Raw genomic sequence first — 20,571 nt, 5'->3', positions numbered from 1 at the left:
AGTCCCGAAAGGGGAAAGGGAGTTACGTGCTAGACGTCAACTTCTTCGATGAACTCCGCATCGGTCTTGCGACCGCGGACGACATCCGCAACTGGTCCTACGGCGAGGTCAAGAAGCCGGAGACCATCAACTACCGCACGCTCAAGCCCGAGAAGGACGGCCTGTTCTGCGAGAAGATCTTCGGACCGACTCGCGACTGGGAGTGCTACTGCGGTAAGTACAAGCGCGTCCGCTTCAAGGGCATCATCTGTGAGCGCTGCGGCGTCGAGGTGACCCGTGCCAAGGTGCGCCGTGAGCGGATGGGCCACATCGAGCTGGCCGCGCCCGTCACGCACATCTGGTACTTCAAGGGTGTGCCGAGCCGGCTGGGCTACCTGTTGGATCTCGCCCCGAAGGATCTCGAGAAGATCATCTACTTCGCGGCCTATGTGATCACCGCCGTCGACACCGAGATGCGGCACAACGAGCTGTCCACGCTCGAGGCCGAGATGGTCGTCGAGAAGAAGGCCGTCGAGGACCAGCGCGACGCCGACCTGGAGGCCCGGGCGCAGAAGCTCGAAGCCGACCTGGCCGAGCTCGAGGCCGAGGGTGCCAAGTCCGACGTGCGCCGCAAGGTGCGCGACGGCGGCGAGCGCGAGATGCGTCAGCTGCGTGACCGGGCCCAGCGTGAGCTGGACCGGCTCGACGAGATCTGGACCACCTTCACCAAGCTGGCTCCCAAGCAGCTGATCGTCGACGAGGTGCTCTACCGCGAGCTGCAGGACCGCTACGGCGAGTACTTCACCGGTGCCATGGGTGCGGAGTCGATCAAGAAGCTGATCGAGAACTTCGACATCGACGCCGAGGCGGAGTCGCTGCGCGACACCATCAAGAACGGCAAGGGCCAGAAGAAGCTGCGTGCGCTCAAGCGTCTGAAGGTGGTCGCCGCGTTCCAGCAGTCCGGCAACTCGCCGATGGGCATGGTGCTCGACGCCGTCCCGGTGATCCCGCCGGAGCTGCGTCCGATGGTGCAGCTCGACGGTGGCCGCTTCGCGACCTCCGACCTGAACGACCTGTACCGCCGCGTGATCAACCGCAACAACCGGCTCAAGCGACTGATCGACCTCGGTGCTCCCGAGATCATCGTCAACAACGAGAAGCGCATGCTTCAGGAGTCGGTGGACGCGCTGTTCGACAACGGCCGTCGTGGCCGGCCCGTTACGGGTCCGGGCAACCGTCCGCTCAAGTCGCTGTCCGATCTGCTCAAGGGCAAGCAGGGCCGGTTCCGGCAGAACCTGCTCGGTAAGCGCGTCGACTACTCGGGCCGTTCGGTCATCGTCGTGGGCCCGCAGCTCAAGCTGCACCAGTGCGGTCTGCCCAAGCTGATGGCCCTCGAGCTGTTCAAGCCGTTCGTGATGAAGCGCCTGGTCGACCTGAACCACGCGCAGAACATCAAGAGCGCCAAGCGGATGGTCGAGCGGCAGCGTCCCCAGGTGTGGGATGTCCTCGAAGAGGTCATCGCCGAGCACCCGGTGCTGCTGAACCGCGCACCGACGCTGCACCGCCTCGGTATCCAGGCCTTCGAGCCGCAGCTGGTGGAAGGCAAGGCCATCCAGCTGCACCCGCTGGTCTGTGAGGCGTTCAACGCCGACTTCGACGGTGACCAGATGGCCGTGCACCTGCCGTTGTCGGCGGAGGCGCAGGCCGAGGCCCGCATCCTGATGCTGTCCTCGAACAACATCCTGTCGCCGGCGTCGGGCCGCCCGCTGGCCATGCCGCGTCTGGACATGGTGACCGGGTTGTTCTTCCTGACCACCGAGGTCGAGGGCGCCACCGGCGAGTACACCCCGGCCACCAAGGATCAGCCGGAGACCGGCGTGTACAGCAGCCCGGCCGAGGCCATCATGGCGCTGGACCGCGGCGCGCTGAGCGTGCGGGCCAAGATCAAGGTGCGGCTGACGCAGCAGCGTCCGCCGGCCGCGGTCGAGGCCGAGCTGTTCGAGAACGGCTGGACCCCGGGCGACGCCTGGACCGCCGAGACCACGCTGGGCCGGGTGCTGTTCAACGAACTGCTGCCCAAGGGCTACCCGTTCGTCAACGCGCAGATGTTCAAGAAGGCGCAGGCCTCGATCATCAACGATCTGGCCGAGCGGTACCCGATGATCGTCGTCGCGCAGACGGTGGACAAGCTCAAGGACGCCGGCTTCTACTGGGCCACCCGTTCGGGTGTCACGGTCTCGATGGCCGACGTGCTCGTGCCGCCGCAGAAGCAGGAGATCCTGGAGCGCTACGAGGCCGAGGCCGACTCGATCGAGAAGCAGTACCAGCGCGGCAAGCTCAACCACGACGAGCGCAACGGCGAACTGGTCAAGATCTGGCAGCAGGCCACCGAAGAGGTCGGTAAGGCTCTCGAGTCGTACTACCCCGAGGACAACCCGATCATCACGATCGTGAAGTCCGGTGCGACGGGCAACCTGACCCAGACCCGCACGCTCGCGGGCATGAAGGGTCTGGTCACCAACCCGAAGGGTGAGTACATCCCGCGTCCGATCAAGTCCTCGTTCCGCGAGGGCCTGACCGTGCTGGAGTACTTCATCAACACCCACGGTGCCCGTAAGGGTCTGGCCGACACCGCGCTGCGTACCGCCGACTCGGGTTACCTGACCCGTCGTCTGGTGGACGTCAGCCAGGACGTCATCGTGCGTGAGACCGACTGTGAGACCGAGCGCGGTATCAACGTCACCCTCGCCGAGAAGCAGGACGACGGCAGCCTGGTCCGCGATCAGCACATCGAGACCTCGGCGTACGCCCGCACGCTGGCCACCGACGCGGTGGATGCCGACGGCAACGTCGTCGTCGCCCGTGGCCACGACCTGGGCGACCCGGCGATCGACGCGCTGCTGGCGGCCGGTATCACCGAGGTGAAGGTCCGCTCCGTGCTGACCTGCACCACCGGCACCGGCGTCTGCGCCATGTGCTACGGCCGCTCGATGGCCACCGGCAAGCTCGTCGACATCGGCGAGGCCGTCGGTATCGTCGCCGCGCAGTCCATCGGTGAGCCCGGTACGCAGCTGACCATGCGTACCTTCCACCAGGGTGGTGTCACCGGTGGCGCCGACATCGTCGGTGGTCTGCCCCGTGTGCAGGAACTGTTCGAGGCCCGCGTGCCGCGCAACAAGGCGCCCATCGCGGATGTCGCTGGACGGGTCCGTCTCGAAGAGACCGACAAGTTCTACAAGATCACCATCGTTCCCGACGACGGCAGCGAAGAGGTCGTCTACGACAAGCTCACCCGCCGCCAGCGGCTGAAGGTGTTCAAGCACGAGGACGGCTCCGAGCGTCTGCTCTCCGACGGTGACCATGTCACCGTGGGCCAGCAGCTGATGGAGGGTGCTGCCGATCCGCACGAGGTGCTGCGTGTGCAGGGCCCGCGCGAGGTGCAGATCCACCTGGTCAAGGAGGTCCAGGAGGTCTACCGGGCCCAGGGTGTGTCGATCCACGACAAGCACATCGAGGTCATCGTCCGGCAGATGCTGCGTCGCGTCACGATCATCGACTCGGGTGCCACGGAGTTCCTGCCCGGCTCGCTCACCGAGCGCGCCGAGTTCGAGACCGAGAACCGTCGCGTCGTGGCCGAGGGCGGCGAGCCCGCGGCCGGACGTCCGGTGCTGATGGGCATCACGAAGGCATCGCTGGCCACCGATTCGTGGCTGTCGGCGGCGTCGTTCCAGGAGACCACCCGCGTGCTGACCGATGCGGCGATCAACTGCCGCAGCGACAAGCTGCAGGGTCTGAAGGAGAACGTGATCATCGGTAAGTTGATCCCGGCCGGTACGGGTATCGCCCGCTACCGCGACATCCAGGTTCAGCCGACCGAAGAGGCCCGCGCTGCGGCGTACACGATCCCGTCCTACGAGGATCAGTACTACAGCCCGGACTTCGGCCAGAGCACCGGCGCTGCCGTGCCGCTGGACGATTACGGATACTCGGACTACCGGTAACCGCGTCATAAAGAGGGCCCCCGAGACTCAGTCTCGGGGGCCCTCTTCGCGCCGACACTACGGTTTCTGCTGTGAATCGCGCTATTTCGCGCGATGAACCGTAGTCTCGGCGCGGAGGTGCTGCACTCGTGGGCCACCTAGACTGGTCGACGTGCTCATCGGTTCGCATGTCGACAACGCAGATCCCCTGGCCGCCGCGACCGCCGACGGTGCCGACGTGGTGCAGTTCTTCCTCGGCAATCCGCAGAGCTGGAAGAAACCCGCCCCGCGTGAGGACGCCGAGGTGCTGCGGGCCTCGGCGGTGCCGCTGTATGTGCACGCGCCGTACCTGATCAACGTCGCCTCGGCCAACAACAAGGTGCGCATCCCGTCGCGCAAGATCCTGCAGGACACCTGCGACGCCGCTGCGGCGATCGGTGCCACCGCCGTGATCGTGCACGGTGGCCACGCCGACGACAAGGATCTCGACGCCGGCTTCGAACGCTGGGTCAAGGCGCTCGACGCGCTGAATACCGAGGCACCGGTGTACCTGGAGAACACCGCCGGCGGTGACCACGCGATGGCCCGCCACTTCGACACCATCGCCCGGTTATGGGATCACATCGGGGACAAGGGAATCGGCTTCTGCCTGGACACCTGCCACGCCTGGGCGGCGGGGGAGGCGCTGGTCGACGCGGTGGAGCGGATCCGGTCTATCACCGGCCGCATCGACCTGGTGCACTGCAACGATTCCCGCGACGCCGCGGGCTCGGGCGCCGACCGGCACGCCAACTTCGGCCTCGGCCAGATCGACCCGCAACTGCTGGCTGCGGTGGTCAAGGCCGCCGACGCCCCAGTGATCTGCGAGACGTCCGAAGAGGGTCGTAAGGACGATATCGCCTTCCTGCGCGAGAACGTCTAACCGGCGAGGTAGACCTTCCGCAGGGTCTCGGTGACCGTCCACACCGTCTCCGTACCGGCGGCCAGGCGCACCACGTCGCCCGGGCTGAGCGTCAAGGGCGCTGTGCCGTCAGCGAATTCGACCGTCGCCGCACCGGAGAGCACGACGAACACCTCGTCGGCCTCCACATCGGTCATCACCCCCGGCGTCATCTCCCAGACGCCGATCTCCAGACCGCCGAACTCGGTCAGGGTGTGCACCGCGGTGCGCGCGGAGCTGTCGGGGACCGGTTCCAGGGTGAGTTCCAGGTCGGCGGCGCTGATGGCGGAATTCGGCTTCACCGGACCGATATTACAGATCTTGTGCGACTGTCGGAAAAGTGTAACAGTGAGAATATGCGAGATACCCATGTCGTGACCAATCAGGTCCCGCCGCTGGAGAACTACAACGCCGCCACCTTCCCCGCGCTGGCCGAGGCGCTGATCCGCGAGGGCGGCGAATGGGGCATCGACGAGGTGCACGAGGTCGGTGCGCTCGGCGGCAGCCGCCAGGCCCAGCGCTGGGGCGAGTTGGCCGACCGCAACGTACCGATCCTGCACACCCACGACCGGTACGGCCACCGCATCGACGAGGTCGAATACGACCCGGCCTACCACGAGCTGATGAACGCGGCGATCACCCACGGCCTGCACGCCGCACCGTGGGCCGACGACCGGCCCGGTGCCCACGTGGTCCGCGCGGCCAAGATGTCGGCGTGGACCCCCGAGCCCGGGCACGTCTGCCCGATCTCGATGACCTACGCCGTCGTACCCGCGCTGCGCTTCAATCCCGAACTCGCGGCGATCTACGAACCGCTGCTCACCAGCCGCGTCTACGACCCCGAACTCAAGATGCCGGCCACCAAGGCCGGGATCACGGCCGGCATGTCGATGACCGAGAAGCAGGGCGGATCGGATGTGCGCGCCGGCACCACCCAGGCCACCCCCAACGGCGACGGCAGCTACACCTTGGTCGGGCACAAGTGGTTCACCTCGGCGCCGATGGGTGACGTCTTCCTGGTGCTGGCCCAGGCTGAACACGGACTCAGCTGCTTCTTCCTGCCCCGGGTGCTTCCGGACGGCACCCGCAACCGGATGTTCATCCAGCGGCTCAAGGACAAGCTCGGCAACCACGCCAACGCCTCCAGCGAGATCGAGTACGACGGTGCCACCGCCTGGCTGGTGGGCGAGGAGGGCCGCGGGGTCAAGACCATCATCGAGATGGTCAACCTGACCCGGTTGGACTGCACGCTGGGCAGCGCCACCAGCATGCGGACCGGATTGACCCGCGCCGTCCATCACGCCCAGCACCGAAAGGCGTTCGGCGCCTACCTGATCGACCAACCGCTGATGCGCAATGTGCTGGCCGATCTGGCGGTCGAAGCCGAGGCCGCGACCATGCTGGCGATGCGGATGGCCGGGGCCACCGACAAGGCGGTGCGCGGTGACGAGCGTGAATCCCTGCTGCGCCGGATCGGGTTGGCCGCGGGCAAGTACTGGGTGTGCAAACGCGCGACACCACACGCGGCCGAGGCCATGGAGTGCTTCGGCGGCAACGGCTATGCCGAGGAGTCCGGCATGCCGCGGCTGTACCGGGAGGCGCCACTGATGGGCATCTGGGAGGGCTCTGGCAACGTCAGTGCGCTGGACACCTTGCGCGCCATGGCAACCCGGCCGGAGTGCGTCGAGGTGCTGTTCGACGAACTCGCGACGGCTTCCGAGCCCCGGCTGGACGCGCATGTCAGCGCGCTCAAGGCGCAGCTGGGCGACTTCGACAACATCGAGTACCGGGCCCGCAAGATCGCCGAGGACATCAGCCTCGCGCTGCAGGGTGCGCTGCTGGTCCGCCACGGCCACCCGGCCGTCGCCGAGGCGTTCCTGGCCACCCGGCTGGATCGGCAATGGGGCGGGGCGTTCGGCACCCTGCCCGCCGGGCTGGACCTGGCCCCGATCCTCGAGCGCGCCCTGGTCAAAGGATGAGCGATCTGAAGACGGGGCCCCTGAAAACCATGACCTACGAGGTGACCGGCCGGGTTGCGCGGATCACCTTCAACCGGCCGGAGAAGGGCAACTCGATCGTCGCCGACACCCCGCTGGAATTGGCGGCGTGTGTCGAACGGGCTGATCTGGATCCGGCCGTGCACGTCATCCTGGTGTCCGGGCGAGGTGAGGGGTTCTGCGCCGGATTCGATCTGTCCGCCTACGCCGACGGCTCCTCGTCGGCAGGCGGGGACGGCCGTTACGACGGCACGGTGCTCGACGGCCGCACCCAGGCGGTCAACCACCTGCCCGACCGGCCGTGGGATCCGATGATCGACTATCAGATGATGAGCCGGTTCGTCCGCGGCTTCGCCAGCCTGATGCGCGCGGACAAGCCGACGGTGGTGAAGATCCACGGCTACTGCGTCGCGGGCGGCACCGATATCGCGCTGCACGCCGACCAGGTGATCGCGGCGGCCGACGCCAAGATCGGCTACCCGCCGATGCGGGTGTGGGGCGTACCCGCGGCCGGGTTGTGGGCGCACCGGCTCGGTGACCAGCGCGCGAAAAGGCTGTTGTTCACCGGCGATTGCATCACCGGGGCGCAGGCCGCCGAATGGGGTCTGGCGGTGGAGGCACCCGCGCCCGAAGACCTCGACGAGCGCACCGAACGCCTCGTCGAGCGCATCGCCGCGATGCCGGTGAACCAGCTCATCATGGCCAAGCTGGCCTGCAACACCGCGCTGCTGCAGCAGGGCGTGGCCACCAGCCAGATGGTCAGCACGGTGTTCGACGGCATCGCCAGGCACACGCCCGAGGGCCACGCCTTCGTCGCCGACGCGACGGCGCACGGCTTCCGCGAGGCGGTGCGCCACCGTGACGAACCGCTGGGGGACTACGGTCGCCGTACCTCCGGGGTGTGAGATGTTGCGCCTGACGGCCAGATCGGTGGTGCTCAGCGTGCTGCTCGGGGCGCACCCGGCCTGGGCCACGGCGGCCGAATTGATCCGGCTGACATCGGATTTCGATATCAGGGAGGCCACCCTGCGGGTCGCGCTGACCCGGATGGTCAGCGCAGGGGATCTGGTGCGCTCCGACGACGGCTACCGGCTGTCGGAACGCCTGCTGGCTCGGCAGCGCAGACAGGACGATGCCATCGCACCGCAGGTGCGGCGCTGGAACGGGGACTGGCTGACATGCGTCGTCACCGCCGTCGGCGCCGATGCGCGCAGCCGATCCGAACTGCGGAACACATTGGTGCACAGCCGGTTCGGTGAACTCCGCGAAGGGCTGTGGCTGCGCCCGGACAACCTGACCCAGCCGGCGCCCGCCGGCGACCGGGTGCGGGTGCTGCGCTCCCGCGACGACGACCCGGTCGGGCTCGCCGCTCTGTTGTGGGATCTGCCGGCGTGGGCGCGAACCGGTCGGGCACTGCTGGACGATATGGCGGACGCCCGCGATGTACCGGGCCGATTCGTGGCAGCGGCGGGCATTGTCCGGCACCTGGTGACCGACCCGGTGCTGCCCGCGGAGTTGCTGCCCGCCGAGTGGCCGGGTGATGCACTGCGCGCTGCCTACCAGGAATTCGCCGCCGAGTTGGCGGCACTACGCGACAAGGTGGAGGCGACATGACAGGTTCGGCGGGCAGGAGCGAAGCGACCGGGGGAGGGGTCCGCATCGAACGCAGCGGAGCGGTCACCACGGTGATCATCGACCGACCGCAGGCCCGCAACGCGGTCGACGGCCCCACCGCGGCCCAGCTGTATGCGGCATTCGACGAATTCGACAAGGACGACTCGGCCGCCGTCGCCGTGCTCTGGGGTGCCAACGGAACCTTCTGTGCGGGAGCGGATCTGAAGGCGTTCGGTACGGCGGAGATGAATCAGACTCACCGCACCGGGCCCGGCCCGATGGGTCCGACGCGGATGGTGCTGTCCAAGCCGGTGATCGCCGCCGTCGCCGGTTACGCCGTGGCCGGTGGGCTGGAACTGGCGTTGTGGGCCGATTTGCGGATCGCCGAGGAGGACGCCGTCTTCGGCGTGTTCTGCCGGCGTTGGGGTGTTCCGCTGATCGACGGCGGTACGGTGCGGCTGCCGCGTCTCATCGGGCAGAGCCGGGCCATGGACCTCATCCTCACCGGCCGGTCGGTCGACGCCGCCGAGGCGCTGGCGATCGGCCTGGCCAATCGGGTGGTGCCCACCGGTGACGCGCGTCGAGCGGCCGAAGAGCTGGCCGCCCAACTGGCCGCACTGCCGCAGCTGTGCCTGCGGGCGGACCGGCTCTCGGCGCTGCACCAGTGGGGCGAATCCGAGCATGCTGCCCTTGATTTCGAGTTCGGCAGCCTGCAACAGGTGGCCGCCGAATCACTGGCCGGGGCCAAACGATTCGCCGACGGGGCCGGTCGGCACGGCGCCCCGGCCGGTTAGCCCTTGCTGATCTTGTTACCCGACCCCAGGTCGTCGACCTTCGGCTCGCCGTCCCGGTACACCACGGTGTTGTTGAGCCCGACCACGCTGATCGCCTTGTCCACATGCTCGAAGGTCAGCTTGTTGTCCGCGCCGCCCACGTTCACGCTGGAGCAGGTGCCCTTCACCGTCAGCGTGTTGTTGGAACCGCCGATGTTGAGGGATTTGCCTTGGGCGCAATCGATTTCGGCGGATGTCCCGAACGATCCGTAATTGATGGTGTTGCCGATCTCCACCTGCGCGCCCGAGGTGCCCGCGGTCGCGGTCGGCGCGCGGGTGCCGGAGTCGTCCGCGCCGCAGCCGGCCAGGCTCAGCGTCAGCAACGCCGCGGTGGCCCAACCGATGATGTGTCCCGATCGCATGTTTCCCTCGATTCTGGTCCCGATCCAGCCGACGACACCTTCAGCCTAGGTGACCGGCACGTTGATGATCGGCCGTCGCTCGCCCGCGCCGGGACCGTCGAAATGCCACCATTCCCCGGCGTACGGGGCGAATCCGCCCGCCGTCATCGCCGCCCGCAGCACCGCCCGGTTCTGTTGCGCTACCGCGCTGACCCCGGCGGTGGCGTAGGCGTTGGCCACCGGGGTGAAATCGTCGAAACCGGTGCCCATATCGGTCAGTCCGGTGCTGCTCGCCGTCGTCACATCCACCGAGCGGCCCGACTCGTGGCTCTTCGAGTACGGGCCCGGCTTGGCCACCCAGGCCGGATTGGACACCACGTCGAACATCCGCACCTGCACGTCGTGCGGGCGGTAGCAGTCCCAGAACACCAGCACCAGCCCGTCGGCCCGCAGCCGGGCGGCGGCGGTGGTCAGACCGTCGGCCAGCGATTCGTGCACCAGGCACCGCGCACCGGCCGGGTACAGCGGCTCGCCGACGAAATTGTCCGCGGTGGCGTAACGCAGGTCGATGACGGCGTCGGGCACGATCGTGCGCACGTCGACGAAGCCGACCGCCCGAGCCGCATCCGAGACCGGTGGCACGGGGAGGCTTGGAACCCCGGGCAATTCAGTGGACACCGGTCTCACCTCGACCGGGGCGCACGCGGCCGCGCAGCACACCAGCAGTAATCCGAGCAGCCGTCGCACAAGGTCAGGCGCGGTTGATGCGGTTGGCCAGCCCGAGCTCGGGGCCGCGGTCGATCACGGCCGGGTCCCCGGAGTGGTAGATCACCGTCTGGTCGTAGCCGTACACGGTGACGTCGTTGACGACGTTGTCGGCGATCACGATGTTCGACGAGCCCTGCAGCGTCACCCCCCAGCAGCTGCCCTTGGCGTTGATCGTGTTGCCGGTGCCGGTGACGAAGAGTGTCGCGTTGTTGCAGTCCAGCGTCTGCACCACGCCTTGGCCGGTGATGTGGGTATCGCCGTTCTTGGCGCCCGCGGGTGCCGATGCCGACGCCATGGCCGCCGGAATCACCACGGCGCACGCCACCGCGGACCGCAGAATCGTCTGCACAGTCACCTTCGCCACCTCCCTTGCCTGAGAAGAGTACGTTGCCGGGGCCACGGTAGAACGTGTTATCGCCGGTAACCGGAATCGACCCGACGAGCTCGCCGCGAGCGGTGTCCCTCGGTAGCGTGTGCTCGATGCGTCGGCATGGCATTCGAGCGGTGATGGGGGTCAGCGTGGGACCCATCGTCGCGGCCCTGTTGCTGGCCGGGTGCAGCCAGACCGTCGGTGGCACTGCGCGGTTGGCCACGCCGGGCGGGCCTGCCGACGACCGCAGCTACGGCTACGCCGACAACCGGTGCGGTTTGTTGCAGGACAGCACGGTGTCCCAGATCCTCGGTGCCGACAAGATCGTGCGCCCGTACAGCGGTGCGGTGTGCCAGTACGTCCTGGACCGCCGTGCCGCGGCAATCGACGTGGTGTTCGCCTGGTTCGACACCGGCACCCTCGATCGGGAGCGGGCCCTGGCCGTCGACCGCGGCGCGCAGATCACCGACACCGTCATCGAGCGGCACAACGGGTTTTTGGCCAGGCGCGATGGCGTGGGGGTGGCGTGTGCGGCCACCGCTGCCGGCGGCGGCGGGGTGCTGAGCTGGTGGGTGCAATACCGCCGCCAGTCCACCGGTGACCCCTGCCCGGATGCGGAGAAATTGTTGTCGGCGACCCTGAAATCGGATCTGTAGACGTGCGGGCGGCGCTGGTCGCGATGGGCGCGGCGGCCATGCTGGTCGGCGGCTGTGGCGCGGTGGGGGAGCAGGCCCGGCCCAGCACGCCGGCGCCCACGGATGCCGAGAAGTCGGGATTCCGGGGCGCCGACTGCAACGGCATCACCGATGCCGATATCACCGCGGCGGCCGGCAAGGCGATGTTCGGCGCGGCCGCGGTCAGCGATGTCGGCTGCTTCTGGCAGGAGAACACGCTGATCGGCTCGTTCGGGGCCGGGATGGGCATCTCCACCTGGTGGTATCGGGGCAGTGACATGGACACCGAGCGCCGCCTGGAACAGCAGGCCGGACGCACCCTGGTCGAACTTGCCGTGGACGGCAACCAGGGGTTCAAGGCGTTCGACGCCAACGCCTGCAGCATCTACGTCGCCAAGGGCGGGGACGTCATCACGTGGTCCATCCAGACCATGAATCCGGCGATGCTGCCCGACCTGTGCACGATCACCGAGCAACTTGCCCAGCTCAGCCAGGACCGGGTGAACTAGAGTCCTTCGTTGACCCGAGAGTGGGTGCCCACCGGAACACGGCCGATCAAGCGAGGGATAACGCGAATATGGCAGCGCGAGTGACCAAACTCAGCCGCGATGCCATCGTGAACGCGGCATTGGTGTTCCTGGACCGCGAAGGCTGGGACGCCCTGACCATCAACGCGCTGGCCACCCAGCTGGGCACCAAGGGCCCGTCGCTGTACAACCACGTGCAGAGCCTGGACGACCTGCGCCGTACCGTCCGGATGCGGGTCATCGACGACATCATCGGCATGCTCAACGCCGTCGGTCAGGGCCGTACCCGGGACGACGCCGTCGTCACGATGGCCAGCGCCTACCGCAGTTACGCCCACCACCACCCGGGCCGATACTCCGCCTTCACCCGGATGCCGCTGGGCGGTGACGACCCCGAGTACACCGCTGCCACCAGGGCCGCGGCGGGTCCCGTGCTGGAGGCGCTGGCTTCCTACGGGATCGACGGCGACAACGCCTTCTACGCGGCCCTGGAGTTCTGGTCGGCGTTGCACGGCTTCGTGCTGCTGGAGATGACCGGGGTGATGGACGATATCGACACCGACGCCGTGTTCACCGATATGGTGCTGAGGCTGGCGGCGGGTATGCAGAAGCGCTGACGTGCCATTGCCGCCCCGGTCTGACCTGCGATAAGGCCGTTACGCACGGGTTTGGTTGCGCGCGGGGACCCCTGGTATTGTGGATCCCCGTGCCTGGTCGACAGGGCCGCATGCTGCCGGAAAACGGTTGGTGTGCCTGTGCGCCGGGCGGATTCGTATGTCTGCAGGCATCGGAATGCTATCGATCGGATGGGCTTCTGGTGCGTGCGACACGCCCGATCGCGGGGTAAGCGGTGGGGCGGAAAGAGCAGTACAGAGACTTACGCACCATCGAGAACAGCAGCAACGAAGCAACACAGAAAGCCGGTACATGCCAACCATCAACCAGCTGGTCCGCAAGGGTCGCCGCGACAAGGTCGCCAAGGTGAAGACCGCGGCGCTCAAGGGCAGCCCGCAGCGCCGTGGCGTGTGCACCCGCGTGTACACCACCACCCCGAAGAAGCCGAACTCGGCGCTTCGCAAGGTCGCGCGTGTTCGCCTGACCAGCGCGGTCGAGGTCACCGCCTACATCCCGGGTGAGGGTCACAACCTGCAGGAGCACTCGATGGTGCTGGTGCGTGGTGGTCGTGTGAAGGACCTCCCCGGTGTGCGCTACAAGATCATCCGCGGCTCGCTGGACACCCAGGGTGTCAAGAACCGCAAGCAGGCACGTAGCCGTTACGGCGCGAAGAAGGAGAAGAGCTGATGCCGCGCAAGGGTCCCGCGCCGAAGCGCCCGTTGGTCAACGATCCGGTCTACGGGTCGCAGCTGGTCACCCAGCTGGTCAACAAAGTCCTGCTGGACGGGAAGAAATCGCTGGCCGAGCGCATTGTTTATGGTGCGCTGGAGCAGGCCAGGGAGAAGACCGGCACGGATCCGGTGGTCACCCTCAAGCGCGCCATGGACAACGTGAAGCCGTCCCTCGAGGTGCGCAGCCGCCGCGTCGGTGGCGCCACCTACCAGGTGCCGGTCGAGGTGCGGGCCGAGCGCTCGACCACGCTGGCCCTGCGCTGGCTGGTCAGCTTCTCCAAGGCTCGCCGTGAGAAGACCATGATCGAGCGCCTCGCCAACGAGATCCTCGACGCCAGCAATGGCCTGGGTGCCGCCGTCAAGCGGCGCGAGGACACCCACAAGATGGCCGAAGCGAACCGGGCCTTCGCGCACTACCGCTGGTGACCGTCTGCGCCGGCTCGGCGCAGAGCCGGCGGGCACACCAATAGCAACCAAGCAAGCGAAAGAGTGGGAATCTAGCCGTGGCACAGGACGTGCTCACCGACCTCACGAAGGTCCGCAATATCGGCATCATGGCGCACATCGACGCCGGCAAGACGACGACGACCGAGCGCATTCTCTTCTACACCGGTATCTCGTACAAGATCGGTGAGGTGCACGACGGTGCCGCCACGATGGACTGGATGGAACAGGAGCAGGAGCGGGGTATCACCATCACCTCCGCCGCCACCACCTGCTTCTGGAACGACAACCAGATCAACATCATCGACACCCCCGGTCACGTCGACTTCACCGTCGAGGTGGAGCGCTCGCTGCGTGTGCTCGACGGTGCCGTCGCCGTCTTCGACGGCAAGGAAGGTGTCGAGCCGCAGTCCGAGCAGGTGTGGCGGCAGGCCGACAAGTACGACGTCCCGCGCATCTGCTTCGTCAACAAGATGGACAAGCTGGGCGCCGACTTCTACTTCTCGGTGCAGACCATGAAGGACCGCCTCGGTGCCAACGTGATCCCGATCCAGCTGCCGATCGGCGCCGAGAACGATTTCGAGGGCGTCGTCGACCTGGTCGAGATGAAGGCCAAGGTGTGGCGCGGCGAGACCAAGCTCGGCGAGAAGTACGACGTCGTCGACATCCCGGCCGACCTTGCGGAGAAGGCCGAGGAGTACCGCACCGCGATGATCGAGGCGGTCGCCGAGACCGACGAGGCGCTGCTGGAGAAGTACCTGGGCGGCGAAGAGCTCACCGTCGAGGAGATCAAGGGTGGTCTGCGCAAGCTGACCATCAGCAGCGAGGCCTACCCGGTGCTGTGCGGTTCGGCGTTCAAGAACAAGGGCGTGCAGCCCATGCTCGACGCCGTCATCGACTACCTGCCCAACCCGCTGGACGTGCCGGCCGCCGAGGGACACGTCCCCGGCAAGGAAGACGAGATCATCTCTCGTAAGCCGTCGGCCGACGAGCCGTTCTCGGGCCTGGCGTTCAAGGTCGCCACGCACCCGTTCTTCGGCAAGCTGACCTACGTGCGCGTCTACTCGGGCAAGGTCGACTCCGGTGCCCAGGTCATCAACTCGACCAAGGGCAAGAAGGAGCGCCTGGGCAAGCTGTTCCAGATGCACTCCAACAAGGAGAACCCGGTCGAATCGGCGTCTGCCGGCCACATCTACGCGGTGATCGGCCTCAAGGACACCACCACCGGTGACACCCTCAGCGATCCGAACAACCAGATCGTGCTGGAGTCGATGACCTTCCCGGATCCGGTCATCGAGGTCGCCATCGAGCCCAAGACCAAGAGTGACCAGGAGAAGCTGGGCACCGCCATCCAGAAGCTCGCCGAAGAGGATCCGACCTTCAAGGTGCACCTGGATCAGGAGACCGGCCAGACCGTCATCGGCGGTATGGGCGAGCTGCACCTGGACATCCTGGTCGACCGCATGAAGCGCGAGTTCAAGGTCGAGGCCAACGTCGGTAAGCCGCAGGTGGCCTACAAGGAGACCATCCGCCGCGCCGTGCAGAACGTCGAGTACACCCACAAGAAGCAGACGGGTGGCTCGGGCCAGTTCGCGAAGGTCATCATCAACCTCGAGCCTTTCGAGGGCGAGGATGGCGCGACCTACGAGTTCGAGAACAAGGTCACCGGTGGCCGCATCCCGCGTGAGTACATCCCGTCGGTGGATGCCGGCGCGCAGGATGCCATGCAGTACGGCGTGCTGGCCGGCTACCCGCTGGTGAACGTCAAGGTCACCCTGCTCGACGGTGCCTACCACGACGTCGACTCGTCGGAAATGGCCTTCAAGGTGGCAGGTTCGCAGGCGCTGAAGAAGGCGGCCCAGTCCGCCCAGCCGGTGATCCTGGAACCCATCATGGCTGTCGAGGTCACCACGCCCGAGGATTACATGGGCGATGTGATCGGCGACTTGAACTCCCGCCGTGGTCAGATCCAGGCCATGGAGGAGCGCAGCGGTGCGCGTGTCGTCAAGGCGCAGGTGCCGCTGTCGGAGATGTTCGGCTACGTCGGCGACCTCCGGTCGAAGACCCAGGGCCGGGCCAACTACTCCATGGTGTTCGATTCGTACGCCGAGGTTCCGGCGAACGTGTCGAAGGAGATCATCGCGAAGGCGACGGGTCAGTAATCCGACCCGCCGGTTTCGCGGGACCGCACATTTGCAAAGATCAACCCTGCTTTAAGTAAAAGCACCAACAAGTCCAGGAGGACACCACAGTGGCGAAGGCGAAGTTCGAGCGGACGAAGCCGCACGTCAACATCGGGACCATCGGTCACGTTGACCACGGCAAGACCACGCTGACTGCAGCAATCACCAAGGTTCTGCACGACAAGTACCCCGATTTGAACGAGTCGCGCGCATTCGACCAGATCGACAATGCGCCCGAGGAGCGTCAGCGCGGTATCACCATCAACATCTCGCATGTTGAGTACCAGACCGACAAGCGCCACTACGCCCACGTGGACGCCCCCGGTCACGCCGACTACATCAAGAACATGATCACCGGTGCGGCCCAGATGGACGGCGCCATCCTCGTGGTGGCCGCCACCGACGGCCCGATGCCGCAGACCCGCGAGCACGTGCTGCTGGCCCGTCAGGTCGGTGTGCCCTACATCCTGGTCGCCCTGAACAAGTCGGACATGGTCGACGACGAGGAGCTCCTCGAGCTCGTCGAGATGGAGGTCCGGGAGCTGCTGTCGGCTCAGGACTTCGACGAGGACGCCCCCGTCGTCCGCGTCTCGGCGCTGAAGGCGCTCGAGGGTGACCCGACCTGGGTCAAGTCCGTCGAGGACCTGATGGACGCCGTCGATGAGTCGATCCCGGACCCGGTCCGCGAGACCGACAAGCCGTTCCTGATGCCCGTCGAGGACGTCTTCACCATCACCGGTCGTGGCACCGTGGTGACCGGTCGCGTCGAGCGTGGCGTGATCAACGTCAACGAAGAGGTCGAGATCGTCGGCATCCGTCCCGGCACCACCAAGACCACGGTCACCGGTGTCGAGATGTTCCGCAAGCTGCTCGACCAGGGCCAGGCCGGTGACAACGTCGGTCTGCTGGTTCGTGGCGTGAAGCGCGAGGATGTCGAGCGCGGCCAGGTCATCGTGAAGCCGGGCACCACCACCCCGCACACCGAGTTCGAGGGCAGCGTCTACATCCTGTCCAAGGACGAGGGCGGCCGCCACACCCCGTTCTTCAACAACTACCGTCCGCAGTTCTACTTCCGTACCACGGACGTGACCGGCGTGGTGACCCTGCCCGAGGGCACCGAGATGGTGATGCCCGGTGACAACACCGACATCTCCGTCAAGCTGATCCAGCCCGTCGCCATGGACGAGGGCCTGCGGTTCGCCATCCGTGAGGGTGGCCGTACCGTCGGCGCCGGCCGGGTTACCAAGATCATTAAGTAGGCTCCGCCTACAGGATCATCTGAGTGATCTAGCCTTACCGAAAAGAGCGGCGCTCACCCGAAAGGGTGGGCGCCGCTTTTGGTCTCCCCGGTTTCCGCCCAAATGCGCGTTTGGGCGGATTTGTGCGAGTGGAATCGGGCCGAACGTCGATCTCGGCGCCGGTCCTCAGAGATCGTCGATGCTGAGGATGCCGTCCTGGACGGCCCTGGCGATCAGTGCCGCCTTGGTCGGCGCCGGCCTGCCGACGGCCGCGTACTTGGCCCGGGCCCGCTGTAGATGGGTGCGGACCGTCGACGGTTCGATGAACAGACGCTTGGCGACGAATTCCTTGTTCTCGGTCTGGAACCAGGCGATCAGCACCTCACGTTCCCGGGTGCTCAGTCCCGGGCGACCGACCGTGCGGTCGTTGAACAGGGCTTTGGCCATCCGCGGACCGACATAGGGCGTATTCGAGTGGGCGGCGTAGATGGCCTCGAACAGGTGCTGCTTGTCCTCACCCTTGGCCAGGAAGGTCATGGCGCCGGCGTCCAGGCTGCTCAGGATGACTTCGTCGGTGGACATGTGCGAGTAGACGATGACGCGGTGGCCCGCCGCGCAAACCCGGCGCAGGCTCTCGAACTCTGGCCGGTATCGCTCGTACTGGAGGTCGAAGAGGACGACCTCGATGGTGCCGTCGGCCTGCGGGTGTTCGGTGAGGAACGAGGACGGATCGGTGTAGTCGGCGACGAGAGCGATCGGTGGATCGGTTTCGGCAAACCAGGCTTTGACGCCGGCGTGAATGACATCATGGTCGTCGATCAGTGCCACCGGGATCGCCACCCCGGAATTGCAGCCCCCACGTTCTTTGGCTCTATTCATGCAATTCACCTGAGATAGATGACACCACCGATTCGGCACCCCCGCAATTCCTCGGAACAGGACTCTACTCGTCAGCAATGCCCGGATGGCCCGAATCGGCAACCCTGGCTAACCATATTGACGTATGGGCAGATTCTAACCCTGGTTCAGGCGATGCTGTGCTTCGGGGCCGCGGGGGATGCCGGTGAGCCGGATAGCCGGTGGTGCACGCTGATCCACACCGTGTCGCCGATGGCCGTGACCTCGACACGCGGGCCGCTCTCGGACGACTGTCCCGGCACATCTGCGGCGGTGTCGCAAATGATGCTGGCAATCAGCTCACCGCCCGCCACCGTCAAGCCGATCCTGGCGCGTTCCCTGGTGTGGGCCAGCGCGTTACGCAGCGGCGTCAAGATCTGGCGCCGCGTGTCCTCGTCGAGTTGCGGCAGGTCGTTGTCGGCGTTCATCGTGACGATGACCCCACGCCGGTCGGCCGCGTCGACGGCTGGGCGCAACTCGACGACGAGGGGATGGCTGAAGGTGCGCGACTGGAAGATGTAGAGCCGCAACCGGCGCGATTCCAGCCGAGCCCGCTGCCTGGTCTCGGCGTCGATGCTGCCGGTGCTCAGGGTCTGCAGCAACGGGAACACACCGCGGATCAGTTTCGACGTCCGTCGCACATAGTCGTCGTGCAACGCCTCGGCAATGCGGTGCCGGTCGGCGATGGCCCAGCGCTGGCGGATCTCCTCGGTTGCCGCGGCGGTCGCGTCCCGCAACAGCTCGGGGAAGGCGAGTGCGAACATCTGCACCAGCGCGATGCCTGCGGTGTAGAGGGCCAGGTTGAACGCCATCTCCACGCCGGGTTGCCGGACGAAGGTGACGATCACCGTGCCCAGCCAGAAGGCGAGCATCGTCGCGACGGCGGGCCCGATCCGCCAGCGCACCAGAAAGGGCAGCACACCCATGCCGGCGGCGATCAGCGGCCACTGGGCTGGACCGCCGAGCAGCTCGGCAGGCAGCGACAGCGACTGGACGACGATGACCGCGGCCATGAGCGTCAGGGCGGGGATGGTGAGGTTGGGGCCACGGTCGAGCACCCTGGGGACGCCGGCGCACAGGACGACAGCGGCGATCACGCCAAGACCGCATTGGATCATCGGCTGCCCGGTGTGGGCGGCTGCGTAGGGCACCGCGACCAGTAGCTGGACGAAGCCGAAAATCGCTATGCCGAGCCCGAATTGGACCAGCACGCGTTCGGTGAGCTGATCCATGTCATCGACGTTCGGGTTGGTCGTCGCCGAGCGCGACGCTTGATCCCAGCTCAGCGTCACCCTGGTTCCGGTGCCCGGCAACGAGGTGATGGTTGCGCCGCCGCCGATGCGGCGCATCCTCGCGACGATCGATTCGGCGACGCCGTGGCCGAGGGTGGTGGCATCCGGGTCGAACCCGACGCCGTCGTCGATCACGGTGATCATGCCGGGCGCGATGTCGATGTCGATACGCGACGCGTGGGCATGCCGTTCGGCGTTGTTGAGTGCTTCGCGGACCGCGGCGAGCACTGTACGCGCCGTGCGCCCGCCGAGGACGAGGCTGGTCAAACCGGACAGCTGGATCTGGGCCGGAAGATGTGCGACCTCATGTCGAATCGCGGCGACGATATCGGTATCGGGCATCGGCTCCGTTCGAGCGGGTCCGCCTGTCAGGAGCTCGAGATCCCGGCGGGCTTGGGCGGCAATACGATCCGGCGAGATGTCGGCGCCCTCGCCGACGAGGTACAGGGTCGATGCGGCGGTGTCGTGCACCAGCGCCAGATGCTCGAGTTCGTGATCACGCACGGCGGCGGCGATGGCCTCCCGCAGTGCCGCGTCGTGGTTTTCAGCGCGCGCCTGGTCCACCTGCCTGGCGATGGCCAGCCCGGTGGCCCGTAGCGCTGCGACGATGGGCCATTGGATGCCGAGCATGTAGAACAGCATCAATACCTGTGCGGCGCCGTGCCATCCGACCAGTTGCGCGCACCCGGCGGCATAGCTCATCGTGATGAGCGCCGACGCAACAAAACTGACCCGTGGGGGATGCGCCACGGCGACGGCGATGACCGCCGTGCCGGCGATCGCCTGGGGCACCGAGTTGATGTTCAGACTCTCGGGCCGCGGGTCGAACAACGGAATCGCCGCCGCGACGATCAGCACATAGCTGAAGTCGGCCAGCTGGAACGGCAGCGCTCGCGACCGGGTGCACAGCCGGTACCCGGCCCACGCGCCGACCAGGCCGAGCAGGGTTGTCCCGGTCGCCGACTCGGGGGTCCCCGGCAGCACGAGTGCGCTGGCGACGGCGACCAGGGTGACAGTGTTGAGCAGGATGATGGCAAGGTCCTGGCCGCGCTGGATCACCTGTCGCTCGGACACGTGGACACCCCGAATGTCCGGTCCCCGCGCAAGCACACGCAATTCTAGGCACGAAGTCTGTTGGCAGGGTCCGT

Annotated in this window: 19 protein-coding genes; 13 read left to right on the top strand and 6 right to left on the bottom strand. The window is 66.8% G+C overall.

Annotated features, from left to right (window positions below; genetic code table 11):
• The first annotated feature begins 26 nt into the window (after positions 1-26).
• Together SBI67_RS26605 and SBI67_RS26600 are read left to right on the top strand one after the other, a co-directional pair.
• A complete protein-coding gene (locus SBI67_RS26605; protein ID WP_318983450.1) occupies positions 27-3,980 on the top strand; it encodes a DNA-directed RNA polymerase subunit beta' in 3,954 nt (1,317 codons plus the stop codon).
• A 151-nt stretch (positions 3,981-4,131) separates the two neighbouring features.
• Positions 4,132-4,881, top strand: coding sequence for a deoxyribonuclease IV (locus SBI67_RS26600; RefSeq protein WP_318983449.1), 750 nt, complete (start codon positions 4,132-4,134; stop codon positions 4,879-4,881).
• Here the strand turns inward: SBI67_RS26600 and SBI67_RS26595 are convergent.
• Positions 4,878-5,201: a cupin domain-containing protein gene (locus tag SBI67_RS26595; RefSeq protein ID WP_318983448.1), complete on the bottom strand. Its 324-nt coding sequence runs from the start codon at positions 5,199-5,201 to the stop codon at positions 4,878-4,880. The genes SBI67_RS26600 and SBI67_RS26595 overlap by 4 nt on opposite strands.
• 54 nt (positions 5,202-5,255) lie before the next feature.
• Between SBI67_RS26595 and SBI67_RS26590 the strand changes: the two genes are divergently transcribed.
• From SBI67_RS26590 to SBI67_RS26575, 4 genes are read left to right on the top strand one after another with little or no spacing between them, the layout of a single operon-like run.
• A complete protein-coding gene (locus SBI67_RS26590) occupies positions 5,256-6,878 on the top strand; it encodes an acyl-CoA dehydrogenase family protein (protein ID WP_318983447.1) in 1,623 nt (540 codons plus the stop codon).
• Entirely contained in the window at positions 6,875-7,801 is a 927-nt protein-coding gene (locus tag SBI67_RS26585; RefSeq protein WP_318983446.1) for a crotonase/enoyl-CoA hydratase family protein, read from the top strand. The genes SBI67_RS26590 and SBI67_RS26585 overlap by 4 nt, the downstream gene beginning before the upstream one ends.
• A 1-nt stretch (position 7,802) precedes the next feature.
• Positions 7,803-8,510, top strand: a complete 708-nt coding sequence (locus SBI67_RS26580; RefSeq protein ID WP_318983445.1) for a PaaX family transcriptional regulator C-terminal domain-containing protein — start codon at positions 7,803-7,805, stop codon at positions 8,508-8,510.
• Positions 8,507-9,304: a crotonase/enoyl-CoA hydratase family protein gene (locus tag SBI67_RS26575; RefSeq protein WP_318983444.1), complete on the top strand. Its 798-nt coding sequence runs from the start codon at positions 8,507-8,509 to the stop codon at positions 9,302-9,304. The genes SBI67_RS26580 and SBI67_RS26575 overlap by 4 nt, the downstream gene beginning before the upstream one ends.
• On the opposite strand, the gene SBI67_RS26570 is transcribed toward SBI67_RS26575, so the two are convergent.
• Genes SBI67_RS26570 through SBI67_RS26560 form a run of 3 tightly spaced genes read right to left on the bottom strand, consistent with a single transcriptional unit; the run spans position 9,301 to position 10,747 of the window.
• A complete protein-coding gene (locus tag SBI67_RS26570; RefSeq protein WP_318983443.1) occupies positions 9,301-9,705 on the bottom strand; it encodes a DUF3060 domain-containing protein in 405 nt (134 codons plus the stop codon). The two genes, SBI67_RS26575 and SBI67_RS26570, sit on opposite strands and share 4 nt — an antisense overlap.
• Before the next feature lie 45 nt (positions 9,706-9,750).
• Positions 9,751-10,431, bottom strand: a complete 681-nt coding sequence (locus SBI67_RS26565; protein ID WP_413232569.1) for a M15 family metallopeptidase — start codon at positions 10,429-10,431, stop codon at positions 9,751-9,753.
• A 4-nt stretch (positions 10,432-10,435) separates the two neighbouring features.
• Positions 10,436-10,747, bottom strand: a complete 312-nt coding sequence (locus tag SBI67_RS26560; RefSeq protein WP_318983512.1) for a DUF3060 domain-containing protein — start codon at positions 10,745-10,747, stop codon at positions 10,436-10,438.
• A gap of 185 nt (positions 10,748-10,932) precedes the next feature.
• On the opposite strand from SBI67_RS26560, the gene SBI67_RS26555 reads away from it, so the two are divergent.
• From SBI67_RS26555 to tuf, 7 genes are all read left to right on the top strand, one after another.
• Positions 10,933-11,478: a DUF3558 domain-containing protein gene (locus SBI67_RS26555; RefSeq protein WP_413232568.1), complete on the top strand. Its 546-nt coding sequence runs from the start codon at positions 10,933-10,935 to the stop codon at positions 11,476-11,478.
• 38 nt (positions 11,479-11,516) lie between these two features.
• A complete protein-coding gene (locus SBI67_RS26550) occupies positions 11,517-12,005 on the top strand; it encodes a DUF3558 domain-containing protein (protein WP_413232573.1) in 489 nt (162 codons plus the stop codon).
• A gap of 68 nt (positions 12,006-12,073) precedes the next feature.
• Positions 12,074-12,640, top strand: coding sequence for a TetR/AcrR family transcriptional regulator (locus SBI67_RS26545; protein WP_062658097.1), 567 nt, complete (start codon positions 12,074-12,076; stop codon positions 12,638-12,640).
• Positions 12,641-12,950: 310 nt separating this feature from the next.
• Entirely contained in the window at positions 12,951-13,325 is a 375-nt protein-coding gene (gene rpsL, locus SBI67_RS26540) for a 30S ribosomal protein S12 (RefSeq protein WP_019514018.1), read from the top strand.
• Positions 13,325-13,795, top strand: coding sequence for a 30S ribosomal protein S7 (gene rpsG / locus SBI67_RS26535; RefSeq protein ID WP_024454170.1), 471 nt, complete (start codon positions 13,325-13,327; stop codon positions 13,793-13,795). Before rpsL ends, rpsG begins: the two co-directional genes overlap by 1 nt.
• A gap of 77 nt (positions 13,796-13,872) precedes the next feature.
• On the top strand, positions 13,873-15,975 hold the full coding sequence (gene fusA / locus SBI67_RS26530; protein WP_318983442.1) for an elongation factor G: 2,103 nt from the start codon (positions 13,873-13,875) through the stop codon (positions 15,973-15,975).
• A gap of 89 nt (positions 15,976-16,064) precedes the next feature.
• Positions 16,065-17,255, top strand: a complete 1,191-nt coding sequence (gene tuf, locus SBI67_RS26525; protein WP_024454172.1) for an elongation factor Tu — start codon at positions 16,065-16,067, stop codon at positions 17,253-17,255.
• A gap of 165 nt (positions 17,256-17,420) precedes the next feature.
• Here the strand turns inward: tuf and SBI67_RS26520 are convergent, their stop codons facing one another.
• Both SBI67_RS26520 and SBI67_RS26515 read right to left on the bottom strand, forming a co-directional pair.
• A complete protein-coding gene (locus SBI67_RS26520; RefSeq protein WP_318983441.1) occupies positions 17,421-18,113 on the bottom strand; it encodes a LuxR C-terminal-related transcriptional regulator in 693 nt (230 codons plus the stop codon).
• 146 nt (positions 18,114-18,259) lie between these two features.
• Positions 18,260-20,497 (bottom strand): sensor histidine kinase, encoded by a 2,238-nt coding sequence (locus tag SBI67_RS26515; RefSeq protein WP_318983440.1) that lies wholly within the window; start codon positions 20,495-20,497, stop codon positions 18,260-18,262.
• Positions 20,498-20,571 lie beyond the last annotated feature (74 nt).

Source organism: Mycolicibacterium chengduense, assembly GCF_033741155.1.
GTDB lineage: Bacteria > Actinomycetota > Actinomycetes > Mycobacteriales > Mycobacteriaceae > Mycobacterium.
Note: the sequence above shows the minus strand (reverse complement) of the source record. Positions and strands in the feature narration are given on the sequence as shown.